The organism is Maribacter aquivivus, assembly GCF_900142175.1.
GTDB lineage: Bacteria > Bacteroidota > Bacteroidia > Flavobacteriales > Flavobacteriaceae > Maribacter > Maribacter aquivivus.
In genome coordinates this window covers 42,798-64,450 of sequence record NZ_FQZX01000005.1, presented here as the reverse complement: position 1 = coordinate 64,450, position 21,653 = coordinate 42,798, and the positions used below count along the sequence as shown (strand labels likewise).

Sequence of the window (21,653 nt, the reverse complement as noted above, 5' to 3'; positions counted from 1 at the left end):
ACGTAAATGGGGTTTTTAGATATTTTATTTGGTGGTGGTAAGAAGAAAGTTTCGAAAGAAACTGCGGAAACGCGTGGCGACCACATGCCAGATTTAAATATTCCTGTTGATGAAAAATTTACTATCCATTTTAAGCAAAATGGCGGTAAGTTTATATATTGCGATTCTGATGTAGAAGTTTCAAGAGCGATTCAAAATATTGTTACAGAAAATAATTGGGAGAGTGAGCCTTTCTTTGTTCTCAATGAAAGGCTAGCCCAAAAATTTTCAAAAGAGCCTATCACTTTTACAGATAAATCTCGTGATAGTGAAGTTTTTTTTACCACTTGCGAGCATCTTATTGCTCAAAATGGAAGTATTCTTGTATGCTCTAATCAACTACATGAGAAAAAAGTAAATGAGCTACCTAGTAATGTTGTAGTTTTCGCTACAACCAGTCAACTGGTAGAATCTATAGGAGAAGGTCTAAAGACCATTAAGAAAAAATATGGTCAAAAAATACCGGCCAATATCACTACATTAAAACATTTTAAAGCTACCGCAGAAAATTCAGATGATTTTCTAACATATGGTAGTAGTACTAAAAATCTTTATCTTTTACTTCTGGAAGATTTATAGTATGAAAGAAATTTTAAGAAGGTCACTAACGGGGGCTGTCTACATTATATTATTATTGTCAGCAGTCTTTTTAAGTTCTGATGCTTTCGATTTTTTATTCATGACTTTTGGTTTGGCTTGTTTATACGAGTATAAAAAATTGGTACACTTAAAAGGCTATCACATTTTTGCTGCGTATTTGGCGCTATGGTGGGCTTTTATTTATTTGGTAAAAGACCAACAAATTATCAATATTTTAATGGTGATTACCATAGTAGTTGATATATACCTTCTGATTAACCTTTTCACTAAAAAACCAATAAAATTCAATACGCCAATGAAGTTTATAGTTGGTCTATTTTATATCGGAGGAGGATGCATCTTTCTAACAATGATACCTTATAAGAACGACGCATTTGCCAAATTGTTAATCATGGGTATCTTTATTCTAATATGGGTAAATGATTCATTTGCTTACTTAGTAGGTAAGAGCATAGGTAGAACAAAATTATTTCCTTCAGTTTCTCCTAAGAAAACCATTGAAGGTACCTTAGGAGGCTTTATATTTGCACTAATAGCCGCATATTTAATGGCCACCTTTGAAGCTTTAATTAGCCCAATTCAATGGATGATACTTGCAACTGTTATTGTTGTTGCCGGTAGCTTGGGCGATTTAATAGAGTCGAAATTAAAAAGAGCAGCTGGTGTTAAAGACAGTGGCGCTATATTACCAGGCCATGGTGGCATGTTAGATCGCTTAGATAGTTTAGTCTTTGCAGCTCCATTTGCATATTTAACCTTAAATATATTTAGTTATGTTTCATAAAGAGGGACAAAAAATAATATTGTTTTCTTTTTGTTTAGTAGGAATCAGCGTACTCTTAGCTCATTTCTTCATTGATATACCTTGGTTAAAACTGACCATTCAATTACTGGGTTTAATACTATTGATAATCATACTTCAGTTTTTTAGAAACCCTAAAAGAGTGACTGCAAAAGATTTCAACGAAATTCTGTCTCCTGTAGATGGCAAGGTCGTTGTTATTGAAGAAGTTTTTGAAAAAGAATTTTTTAAAGAAAAGAGAAGACAAGTTTCTATTTTTATGTCTCCTGTAAATGTTCACGTAACAAGATACCCTGCTAGTGGTAGCATTATTTTTTCTAAATATCACCCTGGTAAATTCCTAGTTGCATGGCACCCTAAATCAAGTGAAGAGAACGAAAGAACTACTGTAGTTATAAAGACTCCAAAATTTGGCGAAATTTTATATCGACAAATAGCAGGCGCATTAGCTAGACGTATTGTTAATTACGCAGAAAAAGGGGAAAGTGTACAACAAGGTGATGACGCAGGGTTTATAAAATTTGGTTCTAGAGTTGATTTATTTTTACCCTTAGATTGCCAGATTAATGTAAAGCTAAACCAGAAGGTTAAAGGTGCAGAGACTTGTATAGCTACTTTTGTTGACCCAAATGAAAATGAAGAAATTACGTATTGAATTTGAGGAAACCGTTGCTTTGGTCAATAACTTTACCGAACCGGTCCCAGCAGATATACTTTTGAAATTGTATGCTTATTACAAAATAGCCAATGCAAATTTTGACAATCCCGGTAGTAAAACTCCGTTGATTAATGCTTTCAAAGCAAATGCATTGTTTCAAGCAAAGAACATGAGCAAGAAAAAAGCGATGCAATCTTATATTGATTTAGTCGCCAAAGAACTAAAATGATAATTATCGATTATCTAAACATTAGTTGACGTCGTATCTATATGGTTTAAAATAATTAGTAAACAATTGACCAACATTCGATGAAAAGATTAGAAAAGTTAAAGACCAATATTCTTCGTATTTCTATCGGTGTTGTGTATCTAATTTTCGGCTTTATAAAATTTATTCCACACTTGAGTCCGGCAGAAGATTTAGCCACTGATACAATTAGTATTTTAACTTTAGGAATTTTACCCTCGCAGATAGGCTTGGTTTCATTAGCTATAGGAGAAACTTTGATAGGCATCTTTCTTATAGCAAACTGGAAACCTAGATTATTTATCGGTATCGCTATAATTCATATACTATTCACATTTAGTCCACTATTCTTATTACCTGAAGAAATTTTTGGCAAAGGCGAATTGGTGTTCACCTTAGCAGGGCAGTATATTTTTAAAAACATCATTATTTTAAGTGCTTTAATATCATTAAAAATTGATTTAGATATTAATCTAAGAAGAAAAGCCACTCTAGCATCATCTTCAAATAAATTAGTAGCCATTAAAAATTAATGATATAAATCTTTTAAGTCGGCGTCGCAAAGGGAACAAAACAAATCATTTAGTTTTTGGCAAACGTCATTAAAAAAACGTTCTCCTTTTTCTGCAGTAGCAAACTCCGGATTACCAATACCTGTATCACTACTTACTTTAGACCATTGTCTTTCTGCCCAAGCCCAACCTTCATTAAATGCTTCAATTTTAAATGACTTAGCACTACCACTACCCCACTTCTCTTTTGGCTGAACCAAATCGGGTCTTAAATAAAGCATCAAGCTTGTTTCCATTTCATCTGCATGATCACCTTCTTCTTGAAAATATTTAGATTTATCTAGCATTGGCGGAAAAAAGCAAAAGCTTATAAACATATCAGGAAACAACAAGCCTAACTCTCTAACAATAGGTTTAAAATTATTACCCCCATGACCATTAAAAAGCAACAGTTTTTTAATGCCTTGTCTATTTAACACCGTTACCAAATCTTTAAGAATAGCCAATTGCGTTGACGGATTTAGATTCATATCTAAATAAATATCACTCTGACCTGTGTTTACACCATAAGGAATTGTTGGCAAAACTATCACCTTCTTACCTTTGTCCCATGCGATTTTAGCAGCTGATTCAACCATACTTTGCGCCTGATAATTATCTGTACCATATGGTAAATGATAATTATGCGCCTCTGTAGCACCCCACGGCAGAACTGCCAATTCTATTTGCTCATCTTTTAAATGCTCCCAGTTGGTTTCGGCAAGTACATAAGGTCTAATCATAGTATTAAAGATAACATTAAAGCATAAAAAAACCCTTAAAATTAATCAAGGGTTCATATATTTTTTAATGTATGGTTTATTAAACCTGACTTACAAGACTTTCTTACCTGATATGATATTGTAAAGAATAACAATAACTGCAATCACCAATAGAATGTGTACTAAACTACCGGTTGCAAGACCAGGAACAATACCTAACATTCCCAATAACCATATAATTATACAAATAACTGCGACTAACCATAATAGACTTCTCATAATGTGTTTTTTTTTTTAGATTGTTTATATGACAAAATTAAAGGGATTACCTCTGTATGCTTAACTCAAATCAATTGATTACTAGCTCAAAATCAGAACAACAATCAGCTTTCACGCAATTAAAAACACTTATAACCAGTAATTTACACCAGTTTCTCATTGAAAAACCCAATAGTACGTGACCAAGCCAGTTCCGCTGCAGGCTCATCATATCTTGGTGTAGATGTATTATGAAAGCCATGGTTTACCTCTGGGTAGAAATAGGCAACATTCTCTTTACCTAATTCATTCAACGCCTTTTCATAAGCTGGCCATCCGGCGTTTACACGTTCGTCTAAACCCGCATACTGCAACATTAAAGGTGCATTAATATCTTCTATGCCCTCTGTTGGCTGACCACCATAAAAAGGAACAGCAGCTGCCAAATCTGGTACTTTCACTGCCATCATGTTAGATATCCATCCTCCAAAACAAAAACCTACAACCCCTACTTTACCGCTACAACTTTCATGTTTTTTTAAATATTCAAATGCTGCTATAAAATCTTCTAACATTTCATCTCTATCTCGCGTTTTCTGCATTGCACGACCTTCATCGTCATTACCTGGGTAACCACCTAACGGACTCAAAGCATCTGGTGCAATAGTTATAAAACCTGCCAAAGCTGCCCTTCTAGCTGTATCTTCTACATACGGATTCAAGCCTCTATTTTCATGAACCACAACAATGCCTGGTAATTTACCTTTTGTAGATTTTGGCTTGGAAAGTAATGCCTTTATTTCGCCGCCACCTTTAGAAGATTCATAAGTAATAAAACCCGAATCTAAATCTGGATTGTCTTTAGCCACTAAAAAAGTATTTTTATAATCAGGCATTAAAAAACTCATTAAAGAAGGCACTGTGAGACCACCAACGGCATATACCGATAGTTTCTGAACAAAGTCTCTACGTTCTAATTTATTATGGGCATAAGCATCATATAGGTCAAATACCTCTTGCTTGATATCTTCTTTCTTTAGTGGTTTCATTTTTATAGCTCTTTTGTTCTATTTAAAAATACGAAAACAACATGATTACATAAACACTTTTAACAATAGAAAAAGCCTCACTCCTAATAACATAGGAATGAGGCTTTCGTACTTTATAGAGTGAAATGTTAGCCTAAACTAGCTAAACTTTTCTCTAAAGTTTCAATTTTAGCTTCAGCATCTGCCAATTTTTGGCGTTCAATAGCAATTACCTTTTCAGGTGCATTACTAACAAAACGTTCATTAGAAAGTTTCTTTTGAACAGATATTAAGAAGCCTTTGGTATACTTCAGCTCTTCTTTTATTTTTATGATTTCAGCTTCTACATCAATAGCACCTTCCATAGGCACAAAGTATTCGTTACTTTTTACACGAAACGTTAGCGCACCTTCTAGCTGCTCGTCTAAATAACTGATTTCTGAAATGTTGGTCAGTTTAGAAATAACAACATCCCAACGGTTGCTTGCTTCTTCAGAATTTAGAACTGATAATTCCAACGACTCTTTCATTGGAATATTCTTGTTTTTTCTGATGGTTCTTACACCTGCTATAACCTCAGCAGCAAAATCAAATTGCGCTATAAGTTCTTCATCAATCTTACCTACTGTTGGCCATTTTGATATCACCAATGCCTCGCTCTTGTCTCTTTTTGCAATATGCTGCCAAACTTCTTCTGTTAAAAATGGCATAAATGGGTGCAACAGTTTCAAGTTCTGTTCAAACAATTGAATTACCTTGTCAAATGTTGTTTTGTCTATTGGTTGTTGGTACGCTGGTTTAATTATCTCTAATAATGAAGAACTGTAATCATCCCAAACCAATTTGTAAATAGACATCAACGCATCTGAAATTCTAAATTTACTGAAGTGATCTTCAATTTCTAATAACGTTTTATTCAATTTAGACTCATACCATTCCAAACCAAGTTTTGATGCTTCAGGTTGTGGAATATCTGCAATTTCCCATCCTTTTATCAAACGGAAACCATTCCAAATTTTATTGGCAAAGTTCTTTCCTTGCTGACAAAGATCTTCATCGAACATTAAATCATTACCTGCAGCGGCAGACATTAGCATTCCAACACGAACTCCATCTGCACCGTAATCTTCTATTAACTTTAAAGCATCAGGTGAATTACCTAACGACTTAGACATTTTTCTACGTTGCTTGTCTCTAACCAATCCGGTGAAATAAACATTTTCAAAAGGTTTCTCGCCTCTAAATTCATATCCGGCAACAATCATTCTAGCTACCCAGAAAAACAAAATATCCGGACCAGTAACTAAATCATTTGTTGGGTAGTAATAGTTTATCTCTTCATTATCTGGCTCCATTATACCACCAAATACACTCATTGGCCATAACCATGATGAAAACCATGTATCTAACACATCTGCATCTTGTCTTAGATCACTTTCTTGTAAGTTTGAATTTCCAGATTTCTCTTTAGCAAGTTTTAATGCGTCTTTGAGATTCGCCGCTACAACGAAATCTTCTTGTCCATCTCCAAAATAAAAAGCAGGTATTTGTTGTCCCCACCATAATTGTCGAGAAATATTCCAATCGCGCACATTCTCCATCCAATGACGGTATGTGTTTTCAAATTTCTTTGGATGCAGCTTAACATCACCACTCTCCATCACTGCTTCTAAAGCCGGTTTTGCCAAATCTTCCATTTTCAGAAACCACTGATCAGACAATTTCGGTTCAATAACAGCCTTGGTTCTTTCTGAAGTACCTACTTTGTTAATATGGGTCTCGGTCTTAACAAGAACACCTAAACCTTCTAATTCTTTAGAGATTTCTTTTCTAACAACAAAACGATCTTTACCCTCATAATGCAAACCAAAACTATTTAAGCTCGCATCATCATTGAAAATATCGATAGTTTCTAAATTGTGTTTTTCACCAAGTGCTTTATCGTTTATATCATGTGCAGGCGTTACTTTTAAACATCCTGTACCAAATTCAATATCAACATACTCATCTTCAATTATTGGTATTACTCTATTACAAATAGGAACAATTACCTTTTTACCTTTTAGATGTGTAAATCGTTCATCGTTCGGGTTAATACATATAGCAGTATCACCTAATATTGTTTCTGGTCTTGTAGTTGCAATCGTTACCTTTTCGTCAGAACCCTCAATAGCATATGACAAATAGTATAAAAGACCTTGTTTTTCTTCATAGATAACCTCTTCATCTGACAAGGTTGTTTGTGCTTCTGGATCCCAATTAACCATTCTATACCCACGGTAGATTAAGCCTTTGTTATAAAGATTTATAAACACCTTAATGACACTATCATAGCGCTCTTGATCCATGGTGAACGCAGTACGGTCCCAATCGCAAGAACAACCCAATTTTTTCAACTGCTCTAGAATGATTCCGCCATATTCATTGGTCCAATCCCAAGCATGTTTTAAAAACTCATCTCTTGTAAGATCGTTTTTATTGATGCCTTGTTCTTTTAATTTAGCTACAACTTTCGCTTCTGTAGCAATAGAGGCATGATCTGTACCAGGTACCCAACATGCATTTTTGCCTAAAAGACGGGCTCTTCTGATCAATACATCTTGTATTGTATTGTTCAGCATGTGCCCCATGTGCAATATACCAGTTACGTTTGGTGGTGGTATTACAATACTATAAGGTTCTCTGTCATCTGGTACAGAATGAAAGTAACCGTTTTTCATCCAGTAATCATACCAATGAGATTCTGTGGACTGCGGATTATATTTTGAAGGAATTTCCATTTTTTGGAACAGTTTTTGAATAATAATAAAATGGGCTATTAAAAATAAAGCCGAATTGACATTCTAACGGTCATTTCAGCTGAATTTTACCCAAAGATAAATACGAAACAAAAATAAGTAACGTTAGAGTATAACAAAAGGATTTTGAGGTTGATCTGAAAAGATTTAATTTTGACATCCACCCAAAATTAGAAATGATGAAAAAAATAGTACTTGTATTATTTGTAGGCTTACTAGGATTTAGCTTAACAGCACAAGATGCTGCTGCCAAAATAGAGTTTAAATCTGAAACCGTTGATTACGGCGAAATCGCTAAAGGATCTGACGGAGTAAGAGTTTTTGAATTTACAAACACAGGAACTGCGCCGCTTATTGTGAGCAAAGTAAGTTCTAGTTGTGGTTGTACAATTCCAAAAAAACCAGAAGATCCAATTTTACCAGGTAAAACAGGTGAGATTCAAGTGAAATATGATACCAATAGAGTTGGTCCTATCCGTAAAGCAATTACGGTTATCTCTAACGCTGACACTCCTACCAAGGTTTTAAAAATCAAAGGAGAAGTTCAAGCTACTACTGGTACCAAATAAAAGAACTTTTTAGAAAATTAAAAGCCCAACTGAGAAGTTGGGCTTTTTTTTATGCGCTATTGTTCATCAAACAAAGGTTTTAGAACAAAACTAAAAAGCAGATCATTATCATAACGCTCTACCAATACCTTTATCTTCTTGTCTTTTTTAAAATTAAGCATATGCATAATCTCTTGCAGTTTGTACCTGTGTATGCGTTTGCCATTAACTGCCAAAATAATATCACCTTCTCGTAAGCCTGCTGAATGTGCGGGACTCCCTTGACGTATTCCCGAAACAATTATTTCTGGCACCAAACTTAACCTTGTAGCGCCCTGAAGTATAATTTGTACATTACCATAGGTCTTGGCACTACTATTTAACACACCATTTGAATCGGTAATTCGTTCTGACACATAACGCACACCTGCATGTTGCAGATCAATTCCGCTAATATTATATTGAAAGAGCTTACCGAAATTGGCATTTTTGGTCATTATCAATTTTTCATTTCTATAATCGAATACAACATTAAAACGTTTTATAACCTCACCGCCCAAGCTTCCATTTCTACCTCCAAAATCTGAAATTGTTGTAAACGTCTCCATATCAGGGAAAGCAGCTTTAGCATCACTCAGTATAAAATCTGCAATCTTTAAATGACTTATTTTTGTTCTCTTCCCAAAAATATCACCAGCAAGTCCTTTGCCTAAAAAATCTTGATAATGCTTTTCGGGCAATTGAATTCTCTCATCTTCAAATAACCAAACCGCATCGCTACTACCAGTATCCAATAACATTTTCACTGGTATTTCCTCATTCTTACTTATCATGACAAATGCATCTAAATATGCCTTCTTTCTGATAACCGACATATCTACAATCCTAGTATTTCTAGACTTTTTATATTTATATAACTCTGGGTCATGAAATTTAATGGTTTGCTTTGTGTAATTAATGTCAACAACAAAATCGCGAAACAAATCGTAACCTATTATACCATGTATAGGCACACCTAAACTTGGTGAAAAATTTATACCGGCATCCATTACAACATAAATGTTTTGTGAGACGTTCTTAACATTGCCTAACTGAACAAAATTTCCGGTTGATTTTAATGCGTTAATAGGGTCTCCTTCTCCTAATCCATTAATTGTAATTTCAGTCACGTTATTTAACTGAATAGAATCTTGATCAGCCAAATTGAACAATATGGGTGTACCAACGCCAGAATCTAATACAAAAGACAACTCCGTACCATTAACATCAATAGGTATGACCATCAGGTTATTAATGAGTTCAAACTTGACTTTATGAAATTTCTTACCAGCAGGTAATTGATACGTTTGTGCTATTCCTGAAAAATAAAAACAACATAACAAAACAAACAAAAGAACGGTGTATTTTCGTAACATAATCTGTATGAATTAGTTAACTCCTTTTAATATACATAATAATTTGATACGACACCTAATTTTAACACGATAGGCAAAACCAAATAAAAGCCTAATTACTTTGTAAGTACCATAATCATTTATCACTTTTGTGTAAAATTTAATTTATATGCCATCTGTTTCAAACAAGGGGCTTACCATGCCTCAATCGCCCATAAGAAAGTTAGTTCCGTTTGCCGAAAGCGCAAAAAAAAGAGGAATTAATGTCATTCATTTGAACATTGGGCAGCCAGATATAAAAACACCACAACAAGCTTTAGACGCTGTAAAAAACAATAACATTAATGTATTGGAGTACAGTCGTACTGAAGGCTCAGAGGAGTTTCGAACAAAAATTGCAAAGTATTACCTTAAAAATGATATATCCGTAAGTGCAACAGATATTATCGTTACTACTGGTGGCTCTGAAGCATTGTCTTTTGCAATGAATACCATTGCAGATACCAATGACGAGATTATAATTCCCGAACCTTTTTATGCCAACTATAATGGGTTTGCCACTGCTTGTGGTGTAACGGTTGTTCCTGTAGTTTCAAAAATTGAAGATAATTTTGCTCTTCCTCCAATAGAAGATTTTGAAAAATTAATTACACCTAGAACCAAAGCTATCTTAATATGTAACCCTGGTAACCCAACGGGATACTTATATAGCAAAGAAGAAATTCAAAAATTAGCTGCATTAGTTAAAAAGCACAATATTTATCTAGTTGCCGATGAAGTTTATAGAGAATTTACATATGATAATAAAACTCATGCATCAATATTAAAAGAAGAAGGTTTAGAGGAACACGCCATTGTTATTGATTCGGTTTCTAAAAGATATAGCATGTGTGGCGCACGTATTGGTTACCTAGTATCAAAGAATAAAGAATTTATTGCAACGGCAATGAAATTTGCACAAGCAAGACTATCACCACCTACATATGCACAAATAGCAAGCGAGGCAGCTTTAGATACCCCAGATAGCTATTTTGCCGAAGTAAAGACGGAATATGTTGCGAGAAGGAATCTACTCATTGCGGAGTTAGAGAAAATTGAAGGAATTAAAATAGCAAGACCTCAAGGTGCATTCTATTGTATTGCCGAATTACCAATTAAAGATGCAGATCATTTTGCACAATGGCTATTAGAAGATTTTAATTTGAATAATGAAACTGTTATGGTAGCCCCTGCAGCAGGATTTTATGCCACTGAAGGTTTAGGTAAAAACCAAATAAGAATTGCCTATGTTCTTGATCAAGAAAGTTTAAAAAGAGCTGTTCAAATATTAAAAGAGGCGCTTAAAAGTTACAAGGGCTAATGATTGTACATGAACACTTTTCTCTAAAAAACTATAATACTTTTGGTATTGATGCTACAGCAAGATTCTTTGTTGAAGTAAGCTCTGTCGAAGAATTACAAGATGTGTTAGGCAACCAAGATTATGATAGAAAAATTATAATTGGCGGTGGTAGTAATATGTTGTTGTCAGATTATATTGAGGCATTGTTTATTCATGTAGCCTTAAAAGGAAAGAAAATTATATCAGAATCTGCAGACACCGTGAAGGTAAAGATAATGGCAGGTGAGAATTGGCATGAAATGGTCATGTGGACTCTTGATCATAATTTTGGAGGATTAGAAAACATGTCTTTAATACCTGGCAACACAGGTACTGCACCTATACAAAATATTGGCGCATATGGTGTTGAATTAAAAGATTGCTTTGTAAGTTGTGAAGCTATAAGAATTGAAGACCAACAATTAATTACCTTAACTAAAGAAGAATGTAAATTTGGTTACCGAGATTCGTTTTTTAAGAATGATGGAAAAGATCAATTCGTTATCACATCGGTAACTTTCTCATTTACCAAAATAAATCACAAAATAAATTCTGGTTACGGTGCAATTGAAGGACAATTAGAAAAAGAATCAATTGTAAACCCAACCATTAAAGATATATCTAATGCAGTTATTGCTATTAGACAACAAAAATTACCTGACCCGAAAATATTAGGTAATAGTGGTAGCTTTTTTAAAAACCCGATAGTAGAAAAAGAAATATTCGAAGATTTTGCTTTAAAGAATCCTGATGCTCCTTTTTATAAGGTAACTAATGATTTATATAAAATTCCGGCAGGTTGGTTGATTGAGCAATGCGGATTTAAAGGAAAACGCTTTGGTGACGCCGGTGTTCATAAGAACCAAGCTTTAGTACTTGTAAATTATGAAAATGCAACAGGTAAAGACATTCTAGATTTAGCAGCAAATATTATTGATGCCGTGAAGTTGAAATTCAATATAGAGATAAGTCCAGAAGTTAATTTAATAAAATAACCCCTGTAAAAAATTACAGGGGTTATTACCAAACCAAACCAACCAAAACAAAGTGGGCAGTTACCAGCCGACCACTTATTCAATATATATTTTCATAAAACGCATCCTTAACAATCAATTTTATAATTTAGCGTTTAAGCATATACGGTTCAATCTTAGCATTTGGATGTCCATTATAAAAAAATATGTACATCTTTTAAATTATGAGCACTCTATTAGAAAAACATATTGTTGAATTATTACAAGAAAGAAACGAAAAAGCGATTTCTCTCTTGTACGATAATTACGCCGACACCCTACTAGGTGTGGCGAACAAGGTTGTGCGTGATCCTGAACTTGCCCAAGATGTAGTTCAAGAATCTTTTGTGAAGATTTGGAAAAAAGCAGATTCATACGATCCTAAAAAAGCAAAACTTTTTACCTGGCTCTTTAGAATTACGCGAAACACCGCTATTGACAAATTGAGAAGTGTCAACACAAAATCTGATAAAGAAATCCAAATAGACGTTTCTGACGTATATACTTTAGGCGTAGAAAGTACAAGACCTGAGTTAATGGATGTAAGAGAACATCTAGACAAAATTGAAGATAAATATCAAATTGTTTTAGAAGCTCTTTTCTTTCAAGGTATGACCCAACAAGAAGCAAGTGATGAGTTGGATATTCCTTTAGGAACTATTAAATCTAGACTTAAAATTGGATTACGCGAATTAGGCAAAATCTATGGTCCTGCCGTAGTTGCTATGTTATTAAATTTCGTATTATGAAAGACAAAATAAGAATTTTCCTTGATTCTGATTTACTAGAAAAGTATCTACTGGGAACAACTACCGAGTTGGAAAGCCTACAGGTAGAGCGTTATATTGCTATGTACCCAGAGGTGAGGGAAACATACAGCGAATTACAGGATAATCTTGAAATTTTCGCTAAGCTTCACGCTATTGAAGCTCCACAAGGCTTAAAAGATAAAATTAACTCAAGAATAAAAGCTGAGCATAAGGGTAGAAAAAGATTTTACAGTTATGCTATTGCCGCCAGTATTACAGCTATACTATTTATTGGCATCTCTACCTTTTTCTGGAATCAAAACCTGAGTTTACAAGAAGAGAACAGTGTTGTTAGCAATAAGATAAAATTGCTTGAAGAAAACATGAAAGAACAGTTAGAAGATGTACGTAACCAGTTTATCGTTCTAAACAATCCTCAAACTAAAAAATATAACGTTAAAGGAAATCAGAAAGCAAAAGACTTAAAAGCTGTTGCTTACATAAACCCTGTTAAGAAGTTATCTTATATTAACGTTAGCAAGCTACCTCATATACCTGAAAGTCAATGTTTTCAAATGTGGGCTGAAGTAAATGGCAAAATGATAAACCTTGGTATTATCGAAGAAGCCGGTGACCAACAAAAATTATTGGCATTACCATATGCAGAAAATGCGGTTGGTTATATTACAATTGAGCAAAAAGGTGGTAATCATGCACCTAGTGTAGAAAATATAGTAGCGAATATAGCTTACTAAGCCTAACACATATAAAGTATTCTTAAAGCCCCATTTTTGGGGCTTTATTTTTTATCTTTGTTTAAAATTTAGCACATGAAACTAGTATTATTAACCATTGGGTTGTTAGCATTGGCATTTGCGGGTATCGCAATTAAAATATGGTCTAAAAAAGATGGAGAATTTGCAGGAACTTGCGCAAGTCAAAGTCCTTTTTTGAATCAAGACGGACAAGCTTGTGGTATGTGTGGCAAAATGCCAAGTGAACAAGATTGCAAAAAGGATATGATTACCGAGTAATCAAAATTCCTTATCTTAACATTACGCATACCAAAATCAGTTTTTGAATAAAACAGACACTTTAGAAGAAACAATACGCAAAGCGAAAGAAGGCAAGCAAATTGCTTTTAGTCGCTTATTAGACATGTTTTGGAACGATGTTTACGGCTTTCAATTAAAGCGTACCGAAAATGAGAATGATTCTGAGGACATTACCATTCAAACTTTTTCTAAAGCTTTTGATAAGATAAAGACTTATAACGAGTCGTACGTTTTTAAAACTTGGTTAATTGCTATTTCTAAAAACATACATATCGATTTAGTTAGAAAGCGAAAAAAGAGCTTATTAGATTCTAGAAGTAATTCTGAAGTAATAACGAGCGCCTTAGATGTTTCACCTTCTATGGAAGACCAATTGATTCAAGAACAAAATTTAGCCGATTTACTTAGAGATATTAAAAAACTGAAACCTCATTACCAAGCCGTTATCAATCTTAGGTATTTTAATGAGCTAAGTTATGCTGATATTGCCGCTCACTTGAACGAGCCTATAAACAGTGTCAAAGTAAAACTTCTAAGGGCTAAAAAATTACTTTCTGAAATTATCAAGGACAGAAAATAAAATATAATTCAATTAGAAATTTCTCATAATTTAGAACTCATTTGTGTAACACGTAATTCTGCATTACCCTCACTTTTTTAGTTCGTATATTTGTATAAAATTTAGAGCATGTCTACAGTTTTAAAAGAAAATGTTGCCCCACCAAAAGGTAAACCGAAATGGCTTAGAGTAAAATTACCTACGGGTAAGAAATACACGCAGCTTAGAGGTTTAGTGGATAAGTATGACCTACACACTATTTGCACTAGTGGTAGCTGCCCTAACATGGGTGAATGCTGGGGTGAAGGTACCGCAACTTTTATGATCCTAGGTAATGTTTGTACCAGATCATGCGGATTCTGCGGTGTTAAAACCGGTAGACCTGAAAATGTAGATTGGGCAGAACCTGAGAAGGTTGCAAGATCTATAAAGATCATGAGTATTAAGCACGCTGTAATTACATCTGTTGATAGAGATGACCTTAAAGACATGGGCTCTATCATTTGGGCTGAAACAGTGAAGGCGATACGCAGAATGAACCCTACTACAACTTTAGAAACTTTAATACCTGATTTTCAAGGTATAGAAAAGCATTTAGATAGAATTATTGCCGTTTCTCCAGAAGTTGTTTCACATAATATGGAAACTGTTAAAAGGCTTACTAGAGAAGTACGTATACAAGCAAAATATGAACGTAGTCTTGAAGCGCTTAACTACCTAAAAAAGCAAGGCATCAATAGAACTAAATCTGGTATTATGCTTGGTCTTGGTGAACATGAAGATGAAGTTATTACCACTTTGGCAGATTTGCGTAATGCAGATGTAGATGTTGTTACTATCGGTCAGTACTTACAGCCCTCGAAAAAACACCTTCCTGTTAAGGAATTTATTACACCTGAGCAGTTTAAAAAATATGAAGATATAGGTCTTGAAATGGGATTTAGACATGTTGAAAGTGGTGCCTTAGTTAGATCTTCTTACAAAGCACACAAGCATATTCTATAAATCTACAAGAGCGTACTACTTAATTTGCTTAGAAACTAATCTAAGCCAAATTGCTAGTTCTAATCAAATAGAACTATTTGTATTAACTAAACACATCTATCGGTAACCAATGCATAAACTGAACATAGGCATTAATGGTTTTGGAAGAATAGGTAGAACCCTATTTCGCCTTATGCAAGCACATGAGAATTTAAATGTGGTTGCCATTAACGATTTGGCAGACACCCGTACTCTTTCGCATTTATTAAAATACGATAGTATTCATGGTACCTCACCTCTTGACATATCGCATGATGAAAAGCATATCATTGTTAATGGTAGCGCTATTGCTTTACATAACGAATCTCATCCTTCTAAAATAAATTGGTCATTTGCAGCGGTAGACATAGTCGTAGAATGTACCGGTAAATTTAAAGACAGAGAAACATTATCTTTTCATATTAAAAATGGTGCTAAAAAAGTTATTTTATCAGTACCACCAACCGAAGATGATATTAAAATGATTGTCTTTGGTATTAATGAAAACACATTGTCAAAATCTGATGATATTATATCTAATGCCTCTTGTACTACGAACAATGCTGCGCCCATGATAAAAATTATCAATGATTTATGTGGTATTGAGCAAGCTTATATTACAACTATACATTCTTACACAACAGACCAAAGTTTACATGATCAACCACATAGAGATCTAAGAAGGGCTCGCGCGGCATCACAATCTATAGTACCAACAACCACTGGTGCAGCAAAAGCATTGACCAAAATATTCCCAGAGTTGGCAGATACTATTGGGGGTTGCGGTATTAGAGTACCAGTACCTAATGGCTCGTTGACCGATATTACCTTGAATGTAAAACGTGCTACAAGTATTGAAGAAATAAACTCTACATTTGAGAAAGCGTCAAAAAATCAGTTTAAAAATATAGTTCACTATACCAGTGATCCAATAGTTTCTATTGATATAAACAATAGTTGCTATTCTTGTACGTTTGATTCTTTGATGACTTCCGTAATAGGTAAAATGGTTAAAATTATTGGCTGGTACGATAATGAAACTGGATATAGCAGCAGAATCATAGATTTAATTAATTTTATTAGTACTAAAAATTATATTTGAAGATTTTATTTTTAAATAAAGCACTTAAAATTTTACTAGTCCCCATTGTAATTTTGGCGACTACCACTGCCCTATTCTCACAAGATCAAATACAAAAAACAGATATACAGCCTTATTTTGATCAAGCAAGAAAATTTAAGAATCAAGATAAAATCGATCTTGCGCTTGAAACACTTAATACAGCTGCAAATGAAGCTGAAAAAGGTGAAGATATTAAAGGTCTTATTGATAGTTTACACGAATTAGCGCTACTTTACTTAAAGATTGACAAAGAGGGTGATACTGAATTTTACTGGGATCGCGCGAGTGTTCTATTAAAAGATATCGCATACCCCTATGGTGATGGTATGCACAAATATATTGAAGCTATTCTTTTACACAGAAGCAACAGAAACTTTCAAGCGTTGTTTATGCTCAATGAAGCTAAACAATTAAATAACGACCGTAATTTCTATAACAATCTGTTATTAACCGAAGCAAAGGTATATCTCAGTTTAGAGAAATATGATAGTGCCTCTAAAAACTTAAACTCACTTATTGTAAACACAGATCTTTACGAAAAAGAATATCTTACTACCCAAGCGTATCTAACGCTTGCTGAGTTAAATTTAAAAATCGATAATTTATCTGAGGCTGCAAAAAATGGTGAGAACGCACTAACACTTGCTACTGCCAACGGTTTTTTAGAAGACATTAAAAATTCAAACACCTTATTATCTTCTGTATATGAAAGACTTGGTTTATACCAAAAGTCTCTTGTAAACTCGCAAAATTTGGTGCAATTAAAAGATTCTATTTTCAATATTGATAAAAATATAATTGAAGCCAAAACAGCAGATAAGATCAGAGATGATTATAAGACTGAAGAAATTGCACGCCAAGAGAAAAAAATAGAAGAGCTTACCGAGTCTCAAAACAGATCTGAACTTACGGCAATTTTAACTTCTGCATTTTTAATTATTATTTCATTATTGGCAGTTACACTGTATAGAAATAACCAGATAAAGTTAAAAACCAACGATCTTTTACAGACTAAAAATAAAGAACTACAAATTGCTAGAGATGGCGCGGTACAAGCAATGGAAGCGAAAACAAATTTCCTTTCTACAGTTAGTCACGAACTTAGAACTCCGCTTTACGCTGTTACTGGTTTAACCCATCTTCTATTAGAAGAAAACCCAGAAGAACATCAAAAAGAACATTTAAAAGCGCTAAAATTTTCTGGAGATTACTTACTTAACTTTATTAATGACATTTTACACATCAACAAAATTGATGCGAACAAATTAGAACCCCTAAACATGGAGTTCAACCTTAATAAGGTAATTAATGAAGTTATTAATTCTTTAGGACAAAGTGCAAAGGCAAATAAGACAAACTTAGTTTTAGAATACGATTCTGAAATACCAGGTAATTTACTGAGTGACCCTCTAAAACTCTCTCAAGTATTTATGAATTTGATTGGTAACTCCATCAAATTCACCAAAGGTGGTGAGGTAAAGGTTATTGCCAAATTATTGAACAAAGTCGATGATGATATTACCATCTATTTTGAAGTTAAAGATAATGGTATTGGAATTTCAAAAGAGAAGCAAAAAAGTATTTTTGAAGGATTTGAACAAGGCTCTATTCAGATTAACCGTGAGTATGGTGGTACCGGTCTAGGTCTTACTATTGTAAAAAGTCTACTGAGCTTATTTGAAAGTAAAATTGAGCTTGAGAGTGCATTAGGCGAAGGCAGTTCTTTCTTCTTTGAAATTAAAATGAAGAGCATTGATAGCACAACCGAAGACATTCCGTTTGAAATTACGCCTAAAGATTATGATTTTAAAGGGCTGCATTTACTAATTGTTGAGGATAACAAAATAAACCAGGTCATTACCAAAAAGATGCTTTCTAAAAGAGAAATGACCAGTGATATTGCCAATAATGGTCATGAAGCAGTTACAGCCGCTCAAGAGAATGTATATGATGCTATACTTATGGATATTCATATGCCTGGTATTAGTGGTGAAGAAGCGACCATTCAAATTAGAAAATTCAATCAAGACACTCCTATAATTGCACTTACAGCCATTTCATTAGATGATAGTTTAGAGAGTTTTTACGCCGCAGGTTGTGATGATGTAGTTACTAAACCCTTTAAGCCTGAAGTTTTTTACCAAAAGATAGGTGAGAATATTTTTGACAAAAGACCTAAGAAGTCTTTGTCATAAACTGTTTTAACGCTGCTTCTAAAATAGCTTTACCATCTTCTAAAAACTCATGCTTAACTTCTATATAGTGCAACTTAGGTAGCTTAGATTGTAAACGTACATAATCTTTTTCTGTGGTTAGAACACATTCCTTTTCTCTTAATATTGCAATCTCTTGATCAGAAAAAAAATGGTGATCGTTATATTTTAAGTGTTCAAAAGTGAGTCCTTCTGAATGTAAATATTTCTCTAATGGCGCAGGATTCGCAATACCTGTCACCAATGTTACCTTTTTCCTTTTTAACGAATCTAAAGTTACCTCAGTGCCTTTTAAATTAGTATTATACATCAAAAAACTAAACAATAGCTTTTGATCAGCCGCAAGATTCATTTTTACCGCTATTGCCGCTCTGTCTTGTTTGGATATATCTGACGGACATTTAGTAACTACTATAACATTTGCACGACTTGCCTCTCTTTTAGAATCTCGCAAGTTACCCGTTGGCAAATACCAATCATTCACATACAAATTATCATATGCAGTTAATAGAATTGAAAAATCTGGCTTCACTTTTCTATGCTGAAAAGCATCGTCTAATAAAATTACTTCCGGCTTTATTATATTTTCAAGCTGACTAATCCCATTTCTTCTATCGGCATCGACCGCTACTGTAATTTCAGGGAATTTAGTTTTTAATTGAAAAGGCTCATCTCCTAAATCTTCTACACTGCTGTCATCGTTAGAAAGTAAGAATCCTTCAGATTTTCTTTTGTAACCTCTACTTAGTATTGCTACTTGAAAGTCTTGACCAAGAGAACGCACCAATAACTCTATCATAGGTGTTTTTCCTGTTCCGCCTACACTTAAATTACCAACACAAATTGTTTTTGTCGAAAACGATTTTGAAGAAAAAATACCCATATCGTACAGGCGATTTCTAAGAAACACGATTAAGCCGTAGATCAATGAAATAGGAAAAAGAAGTTTTCGTAACACCTGCATCAGAACGAAATTATAATAATTTATCTTTGAATATCTTATTTTTCAATAAAATGACTGTAAAAGACATCACCAAAATATTAGAGGACTTTGCTCCTTTAAGCTATGCCGAAGATTTTGACAATGTAGGATTGTTAGTTGGCAACGCCTCTGCAGAAGTCAGCGGAGTACTTGTCACCCTTGATACTTTAGAAAATGTTGTCGATGAAGCCATTGCTAAAAAATGTAATTTAATTATAAGCTTTCACCCTATTATTTTTGGAGGATTAAAAAAAATTACTGGTAAAAATTATGTGGAACGCGTGGTTATTAAAGCGATTAAAAACGACATTGCCATATATTCTAACCATACGGCTCTTGACAACGCTCGACATGGTGTTAATGCTAAAATCTGTGAGGTTTTAGGTTTATTGAACACCCAGATATTGATTCCTCAAAAAAATACGATTAAAAAATTGACCACCTATATACCTAACGATAATCTAGAAGAAGTTAAAAATGCCCTTTTTGCTGCGGGTGCAGGTGATATCGGCAATTATTCTGATTGTAGTTTTACTGTTGAAGGTAGTGGCACTTATAAAGCGAATGCAGATGCGAACCCTACGAAGGGAAGTATTGGCACTACACATACAGAAAATGAAATAATGCTTACCTGCGTATTTGGCAAGAACGAACAATCTGCTGTAGTTAACGCTTTGTTGTCTTCTCACCCATATGAAGAAGTAGCTTATGACATACAAACTATAGAAAACACCAACCAATATATTGGTATGGGTATGGTGGGCGAATTGGATAAAGAGCTTTCAGAAACAGCGTTTTTGAACCATTTAAAGCTTAAAATGAATGCTAAACTGGTACGACACTCTAATTTTTTAAATAAACCAATTAAAAAAGTAGCAGTACTTGGCGGCAGTGGTTCATTTGCCATTGGCGCGGCAAAAGCTGCCGGAGTAGACGTATTTGTTACCGCAGACCTTAAATACCACCAATTTTACGAGGCTGAAAACCAAATAGTTTTGGCAGATATAGGACACTTTGAAACTGAGCAGTTTACAAAAAACCTTTTAGTTGATTATCTTACGAAAAAAATTCCTAATTTTGCAATCCATTTATCGGAAAGTATAACAAATCCCATCAATTATTTTTAATATGGCAAAAAAAGAAGATTCATCTGTAGAAGCAAAGTTAAGAGCATTATATGATTTGCAATTAATTGATTCTAGGGTTGATGAAATAAGGAATGTTCGTGGTGAACTTCCTTTAGAAGTAGAAGATTTGGAAGATGAAGTCCTTGGCCTAAAAACGAGAATGGATAAACTTAAATCTGATTTAGAAAATATCAATTTTGAAATCGGTGCTAAGAAGAACCTTATTGAAGAAGCAAAGACTTTAATTAAAAAATACGGCGAGCAACAAAAAAATGTTCGTAACAGTAGAGAATTTAATTCGATTAGTAAAGAATTGGAGTTTCAAGAATTGGAAATTCAATTAGCTGAAAAGAATATAAAAGAATTCAAAGCTCAAATTGATCAGAAGAAAGCGGTTATTTCTGAAACTAAAGAACGTTTATCTGAACGTGAAGCTCACCTTAAGCATAAGAAAAGCGAATTGAACGCTATTCTTGCTGAAACAGAGAAAGAAGAAAAAGCGTTGTTAGAAGAGTCTATCAAATTTCAAGATAAAATTGAAGAGCGTTTGGTAAAGGCATATGCACGTATTCGCAACAATGTTAAGAATGGTTTAGCTGTTGTGCCAATTGAAAGAGGTGCTTCTGGTGGTTCTTTCTTTACTATTCCACCTCAAGTTCAAGTTGAAATTGCTTCAAGAAAGAAGATAATTACAGATGAGCATAGTGGTCGTATTTTAGTTGACCCAACGTTAGCTGAAGAAGAAAGCGAAAAAATGCAAAAAATGTTCGCTAAACTATAATA

General features: G+C 34.0%; 23 protein-coding genes. 17 read left to right on the top strand and 6 right to left on the bottom strand.

The features are described from left to right. Nucleotides 1-6 precede the first annotated feature (6 nt). The 5 genes from BUC31_RS19100 (at nt 7) to BUC31_RS19080 (ending at nt 2,879) form a co-directional block, all read left to right on the top strand. Complete coding sequence (locus tag BUC31_RS19100; protein ID WP_073247273.1) at nt 7-618, top strand: LUD domain-containing protein; 612 nt, start codon at nt 7-9, stop codon at nt 616-618. Between the two features lies 1 nt (nt 619). Continuing rightward, the gene (locus tag BUC31_RS19095; RefSeq protein ID WP_073247271.1) at nt 620-1,423 is read left to right on the top strand and encodes a phosphatidate cytidylyltransferase; all 804 of its coding nucleotides are present in this window, start codon (nt 620-622) and stop codon (nt 1,421-1,423) included. Continuing rightward, on the top strand, nt 1,413-2,096 hold the full coding sequence (locus tag BUC31_RS19090; protein ID WP_073247269.1) for a phosphatidylserine decarboxylase family protein: 684 nt from the start codon (nt 1,413-1,415) through the stop codon (nt 2,094-2,096). Before BUC31_RS19095 ends, BUC31_RS19090 begins: the two co-directional genes overlap by 11 nt. Beyond that, nucleotides 2,071-2,328, top strand: a complete 258-nt coding sequence (locus BUC31_RS19085) for an acyl-CoA-binding protein (protein ID WP_073247267.1) — start codon at nt 2,071-2,073, stop codon at nt 2,326-2,328. Before BUC31_RS19090 ends, BUC31_RS19085 begins: the two co-directional genes overlap by 26 nt. 80 nt (nt 2,329-2,408) lie before the next feature. Next, a complete protein-coding gene (locus tag BUC31_RS19080; protein WP_073247266.1) occupies nt 2,409-2,879 on the top strand; it encodes a hypothetical protein in 471 nt (156 codons plus the stop codon). Here BUC31_RS19080 and BUC31_RS19075 read toward each other — a convergent pair. The 4 genes from BUC31_RS19075 to BUC31_RS19065 form a co-directional block, all read right to left on the bottom strand. Further along, nucleotides 2,876-3,640, bottom strand: a complete 765-nt coding sequence (locus BUC31_RS19075) for a creatininase family protein (RefSeq protein WP_211573891.1) — start codon at nt 3,638-3,640, stop codon at nt 2,876-2,878. The two genes, BUC31_RS19080 and BUC31_RS19075, sit on opposite strands and share 4 nt — an antisense overlap. A gap of 90 nt (nt 3,641-3,730) precedes the next feature. Beyond that, nucleotides 3,731-3,898: a lmo0937 family membrane protein gene (locus BUC31_RS20185; protein ID WP_027067903.1), complete on the bottom strand. Its 168-nt coding sequence runs from the start codon at nt 3,896-3,898 to the stop codon at nt 3,731-3,733. Between the two features lie 143 nt (nt 3,899-4,041). Continuing rightward, on the bottom strand, nt 4,042-4,926 hold the full coding sequence (locus BUC31_RS19070; RefSeq protein ID WP_073247264.1) for a dienelactone hydrolase family protein: 885 nt from the start codon (nt 4,924-4,926) through the stop codon (nt 4,042-4,044). A 128-nt stretch (nt 4,927-5,054) separates the two neighbouring features. Beyond that, nucleotides 5,055-7,685: a valine--tRNA ligase gene (locus BUC31_RS19065; RefSeq protein WP_073247262.1), complete on the bottom strand. Its 2,631-nt coding sequence runs from the start codon at nt 7,683-7,685 to the stop codon at nt 5,055-5,057. A 194-nt stretch (nt 7,686-7,879) separates the two neighbouring features. Here BUC31_RS19065 and BUC31_RS19060 point away from each other — a divergent pair, with 194 nt between their 5' ends. Further along, nucleotides 7,880-8,272, top strand: coding sequence for a DUF1573 domain-containing protein (locus tag BUC31_RS19060; RefSeq protein WP_084135100.1), 393 nt, complete (start codon nt 7,880-7,882; stop codon nt 8,270-8,272). A gap of 56 nt (nt 8,273-8,328) precedes the next feature. Here BUC31_RS19060 and BUC31_RS19055 read toward each other — a convergent pair whose 3' ends face one another. Next, nucleotides 8,329-9,666: an aspartyl protease family protein gene (locus BUC31_RS19055; RefSeq protein WP_073247260.1), complete on the bottom strand. Its 1,338-nt coding sequence runs from the start codon at nt 9,664-9,666 to the stop codon at nt 8,329-8,331. A gap of 148 nt (nt 9,667-9,814) precedes the next feature. Here BUC31_RS19055 and BUC31_RS19050 point away from each other — a divergent pair, with 148 nt between their 5' ends. The 9 genes from BUC31_RS19050 (at nt 9,815) to BUC31_RS19010 (ending at nt 18,743) form a co-directional block, all read left to right on the top strand. Then, a complete protein-coding gene (locus BUC31_RS19050) occupies nt 9,815-11,005 on the top strand; it encodes a pyridoxal phosphate-dependent aminotransferase (protein ID WP_073247258.1) in 1,191 nt (396 codons plus the stop codon). After that, complete coding sequence (gene murB, locus BUC31_RS19045; protein ID WP_073247256.1) at nt 11,005-12,021, top strand: UDP-N-acetylmuramate dehydrogenase; 1,017 nt, start codon at nt 11,005-11,007, stop codon at nt 12,019-12,021. Before BUC31_RS19050 ends, murB begins: the two co-directional genes overlap by 1 nt. Nucleotides 12,022-12,224: 203 nt before the next feature. Then, nucleotides 12,225-12,788, top strand: coding sequence for an RNA polymerase sigma factor (locus BUC31_RS19040; protein ID WP_073247254.1), 564 nt, complete (start codon nt 12,225-12,227; stop codon nt 12,786-12,788). Then, complete coding sequence (locus BUC31_RS19035; protein ID WP_073247253.1) at nt 12,785-13,543, top strand: anti-sigma factor domain-containing protein; 759 nt, start codon at nt 12,785-12,787, stop codon at nt 13,541-13,543. The genes BUC31_RS19040 and BUC31_RS19035 overlap by 4 nt, the downstream gene beginning before the upstream one ends. Before the next feature lie 75 nt (nt 13,544-13,618). Next, nucleotides 13,619-13,822, top strand: coding sequence for a membrane or secreted protein (locus BUC31_RS19030; protein WP_073247251.1), 204 nt, complete (start codon nt 13,619-13,621; stop codon nt 13,820-13,822). A gap of 43 nt (nt 13,823-13,865) precedes the next feature. Continuing rightward, nucleotides 13,866-14,423, top strand: coding sequence for an RNA polymerase sigma factor (locus BUC31_RS19025; RefSeq protein ID WP_073247249.1), 558 nt, complete (start codon nt 13,866-13,868; stop codon nt 14,421-14,423). A gap of 108 nt (nt 14,424-14,531) precedes the next feature. Beyond that, nucleotides 14,532-15,407, top strand: coding sequence for a lipoyl synthase (gene lipA / locus BUC31_RS19020; protein ID WP_073247247.1), 876 nt, complete (start codon nt 14,532-14,534; stop codon nt 15,405-15,407). A 109-nt stretch (nt 15,408-15,516) separates the two neighbouring features. Next, nucleotides 15,517-16,527, top strand: a complete 1,011-nt coding sequence (gap, locus tag BUC31_RS19015; RefSeq protein WP_073247245.1) for a type I glyceraldehyde-3-phosphate dehydrogenase — start codon at nt 15,517-15,519, stop codon at nt 16,525-16,527. Continuing rightward, a complete protein-coding gene (locus tag BUC31_RS19010; RefSeq protein ID WP_084135099.1) occupies nt 16,524-18,743 on the top strand; it encodes a hybrid sensor histidine kinase/response regulator in 2,220 nt (739 codons plus the stop codon). Before gap ends, BUC31_RS19010 begins: the two co-directional genes overlap by 4 nt. Here BUC31_RS19010 and lpxK read toward each other — a convergent pair. Continuing rightward, nucleotides 18,724-19,725 (bottom strand): tetraacyldisaccharide 4'-kinase, encoded by a 1,002-nt coding sequence (lpxK, locus tag BUC31_RS19005; RefSeq protein WP_073247244.1) that lies wholly within the window; start codon nt 19,723-19,725, stop codon nt 18,724-18,726. The two genes, BUC31_RS19010 and lpxK, sit on opposite strands and share 20 nt — an antisense overlap. Nucleotides 19,726-19,775: 50 nt before the next feature. Between lpxK and BUC31_RS19000 the strand changes: the two genes are divergently transcribed. Both BUC31_RS19000 and BUC31_RS18995 read left to right on the top strand, forming a co-directional pair. Further along, nucleotides 19,776-20,870 carry a Nif3-like dinuclear metal center hexameric protein gene (locus BUC31_RS19000; protein WP_073247242.1) on the top strand — a complete coding sequence of 365 codons (1,095 nt, stop codon included), beginning with the start codon at nt 19,776-19,778 and terminating at the stop codon, nt 20,868-20,870. Between the two features lies 1 nt (nt 20,871). Beyond that, the gene (locus tag BUC31_RS18995) at nt 20,872-21,651 is read left to right on the top strand and encodes a zinc ribbon domain-containing protein (RefSeq protein WP_073247240.1); all 780 of its coding nucleotides are present in this window, start codon (nt 20,872-20,874) and stop codon (nt 21,649-21,651) included. Nucleotides 21,652-21,653: the final 2 nt, after the last annotated feature.

Bases quoted from the DNA above. Each gene is read 5' to 3' on its own strand.
- BUC31_RS19100 (WP_073247273.1), top strand. From the start codon at position 7: ATGGGGTTTTTAGATATTTTATTTGGTGGTGGTAAGAAGAAAGTTTCG.
- BUC31_RS19095 (WP_073247271.1), top strand. From the start codon at position 620: ATGAAAGAAATTTTAAGAAGGTCACTAACGGGGGCTGTCTACATTATA.
- BUC31_RS19090 (WP_073247269.1), top strand. From the start codon at position 1,413: ATGTTTCATAAAGAGGGACAAAAAATAATATTGTTTTCTTTTTGTTTA.
- BUC31_RS19085 (WP_073247267.1), top strand. From the start codon at position 2,071: ATGAAAATGAAGAAATTACGTATTGAATTTGAGGAAACCGTTGCTTTG.
- BUC31_RS19080 (WP_073247266.1), top strand. From the start codon at position 2,409: ATGAAAAGATTAGAAAAGTTAAAGACCAATATTCTTCGTATTTCTATC.
- BUC31_RS19075 (WP_211573891.1), bottom strand. From the start codon at position 3,640: ATGATTAGACCTTATGTACTTGCCGAAACCAACTGGGAGCATTTAAAA.
- BUC31_RS20185 (WP_027067903.1), bottom strand. From the start codon at position 3,898: ATGAGAAGTCTATTATGGTTAGTCGCAGTTATTTGTATAATTATATGG.
- BUC31_RS19070 (WP_073247264.1), bottom strand. From the start codon at position 4,926: ATGAAACCACTAAAGAAAGAAGATATCAAGCAAGAGGTATTTGACCTA.
- BUC31_RS19065 (WP_073247262.1), bottom strand. From the start codon at position 7,685: ATGGAAATTCCTTCAAAATATAATCCGCAGTCCACAGAATCTCATTGG.
- BUC31_RS19060 (WP_084135100.1), top strand. From the start codon at position 7,880: ATGATGAAAAAAATAGTACTTGTATTATTTGTAGGCTTACTAGGATTT.
- BUC31_RS19055 (WP_073247260.1), bottom strand. From the start codon at position 9,666: ATGTTACGAAAATACACCGTTCTTTTGTTTGTTTTGTTATGTTGTTTT.
- BUC31_RS19050 (WP_073247258.1), top strand. From the start codon at position 9,815: ATGCCATCTGTTTCAAACAAGGGGCTTACCATGCCTCAATCGCCCATA.
- murB (WP_073247256.1), top strand. From the start codon at position 11,005: ATGATTGTACATGAACACTTTTCTCTAAAAAACTATAATACTTTTGGT.
- BUC31_RS19040 (WP_073247254.1), top strand. From the start codon at position 12,225: ATGAGCACTCTATTAGAAAAACATATTGTTGAATTATTACAAGAAAGA.
- BUC31_RS19035 (WP_073247253.1), top strand. From the start codon at position 12,785: ATGAAAGACAAAATAAGAATTTTCCTTGATTCTGATTTACTAGAAAAG.
- BUC31_RS19030 (WP_073247251.1), top strand. From the start codon at position 13,619: ATGAAACTAGTATTATTAACCATTGGGTTGTTAGCATTGGCATTTGCG.
- lipA (WP_073247247.1), top strand. From the start codon at position 14,532: ATGTCTACAGTTTTAAAAGAAAATGTTGCCCCACCAAAAGGTAAACCG.
- gap (WP_073247245.1), top strand. From the start codon at position 15,517: ATGCATAAACTGAACATAGGCATTAATGGTTTTGGAAGAATAGGTAGA.
- lpxK (WP_073247244.1), bottom strand. From the start codon at position 19,725: ATGCAGGTGTTACGAAAACTTCTTTTTCCTATTTCATTGATCTACGGC.
- BUC31_RS19000 (WP_073247242.1), top strand. From the start codon at position 19,776: ATGACTGTAAAAGACATCACCAAAATATTAGAGGACTTTGCTCCTTTA.
- BUC31_RS18995 (WP_073247240.1), top strand. From the start codon at position 20,872: ATGGCAAAAAAAGAAGATTCATCTGTAGAAGCAAAGTTAAGAGCATTA.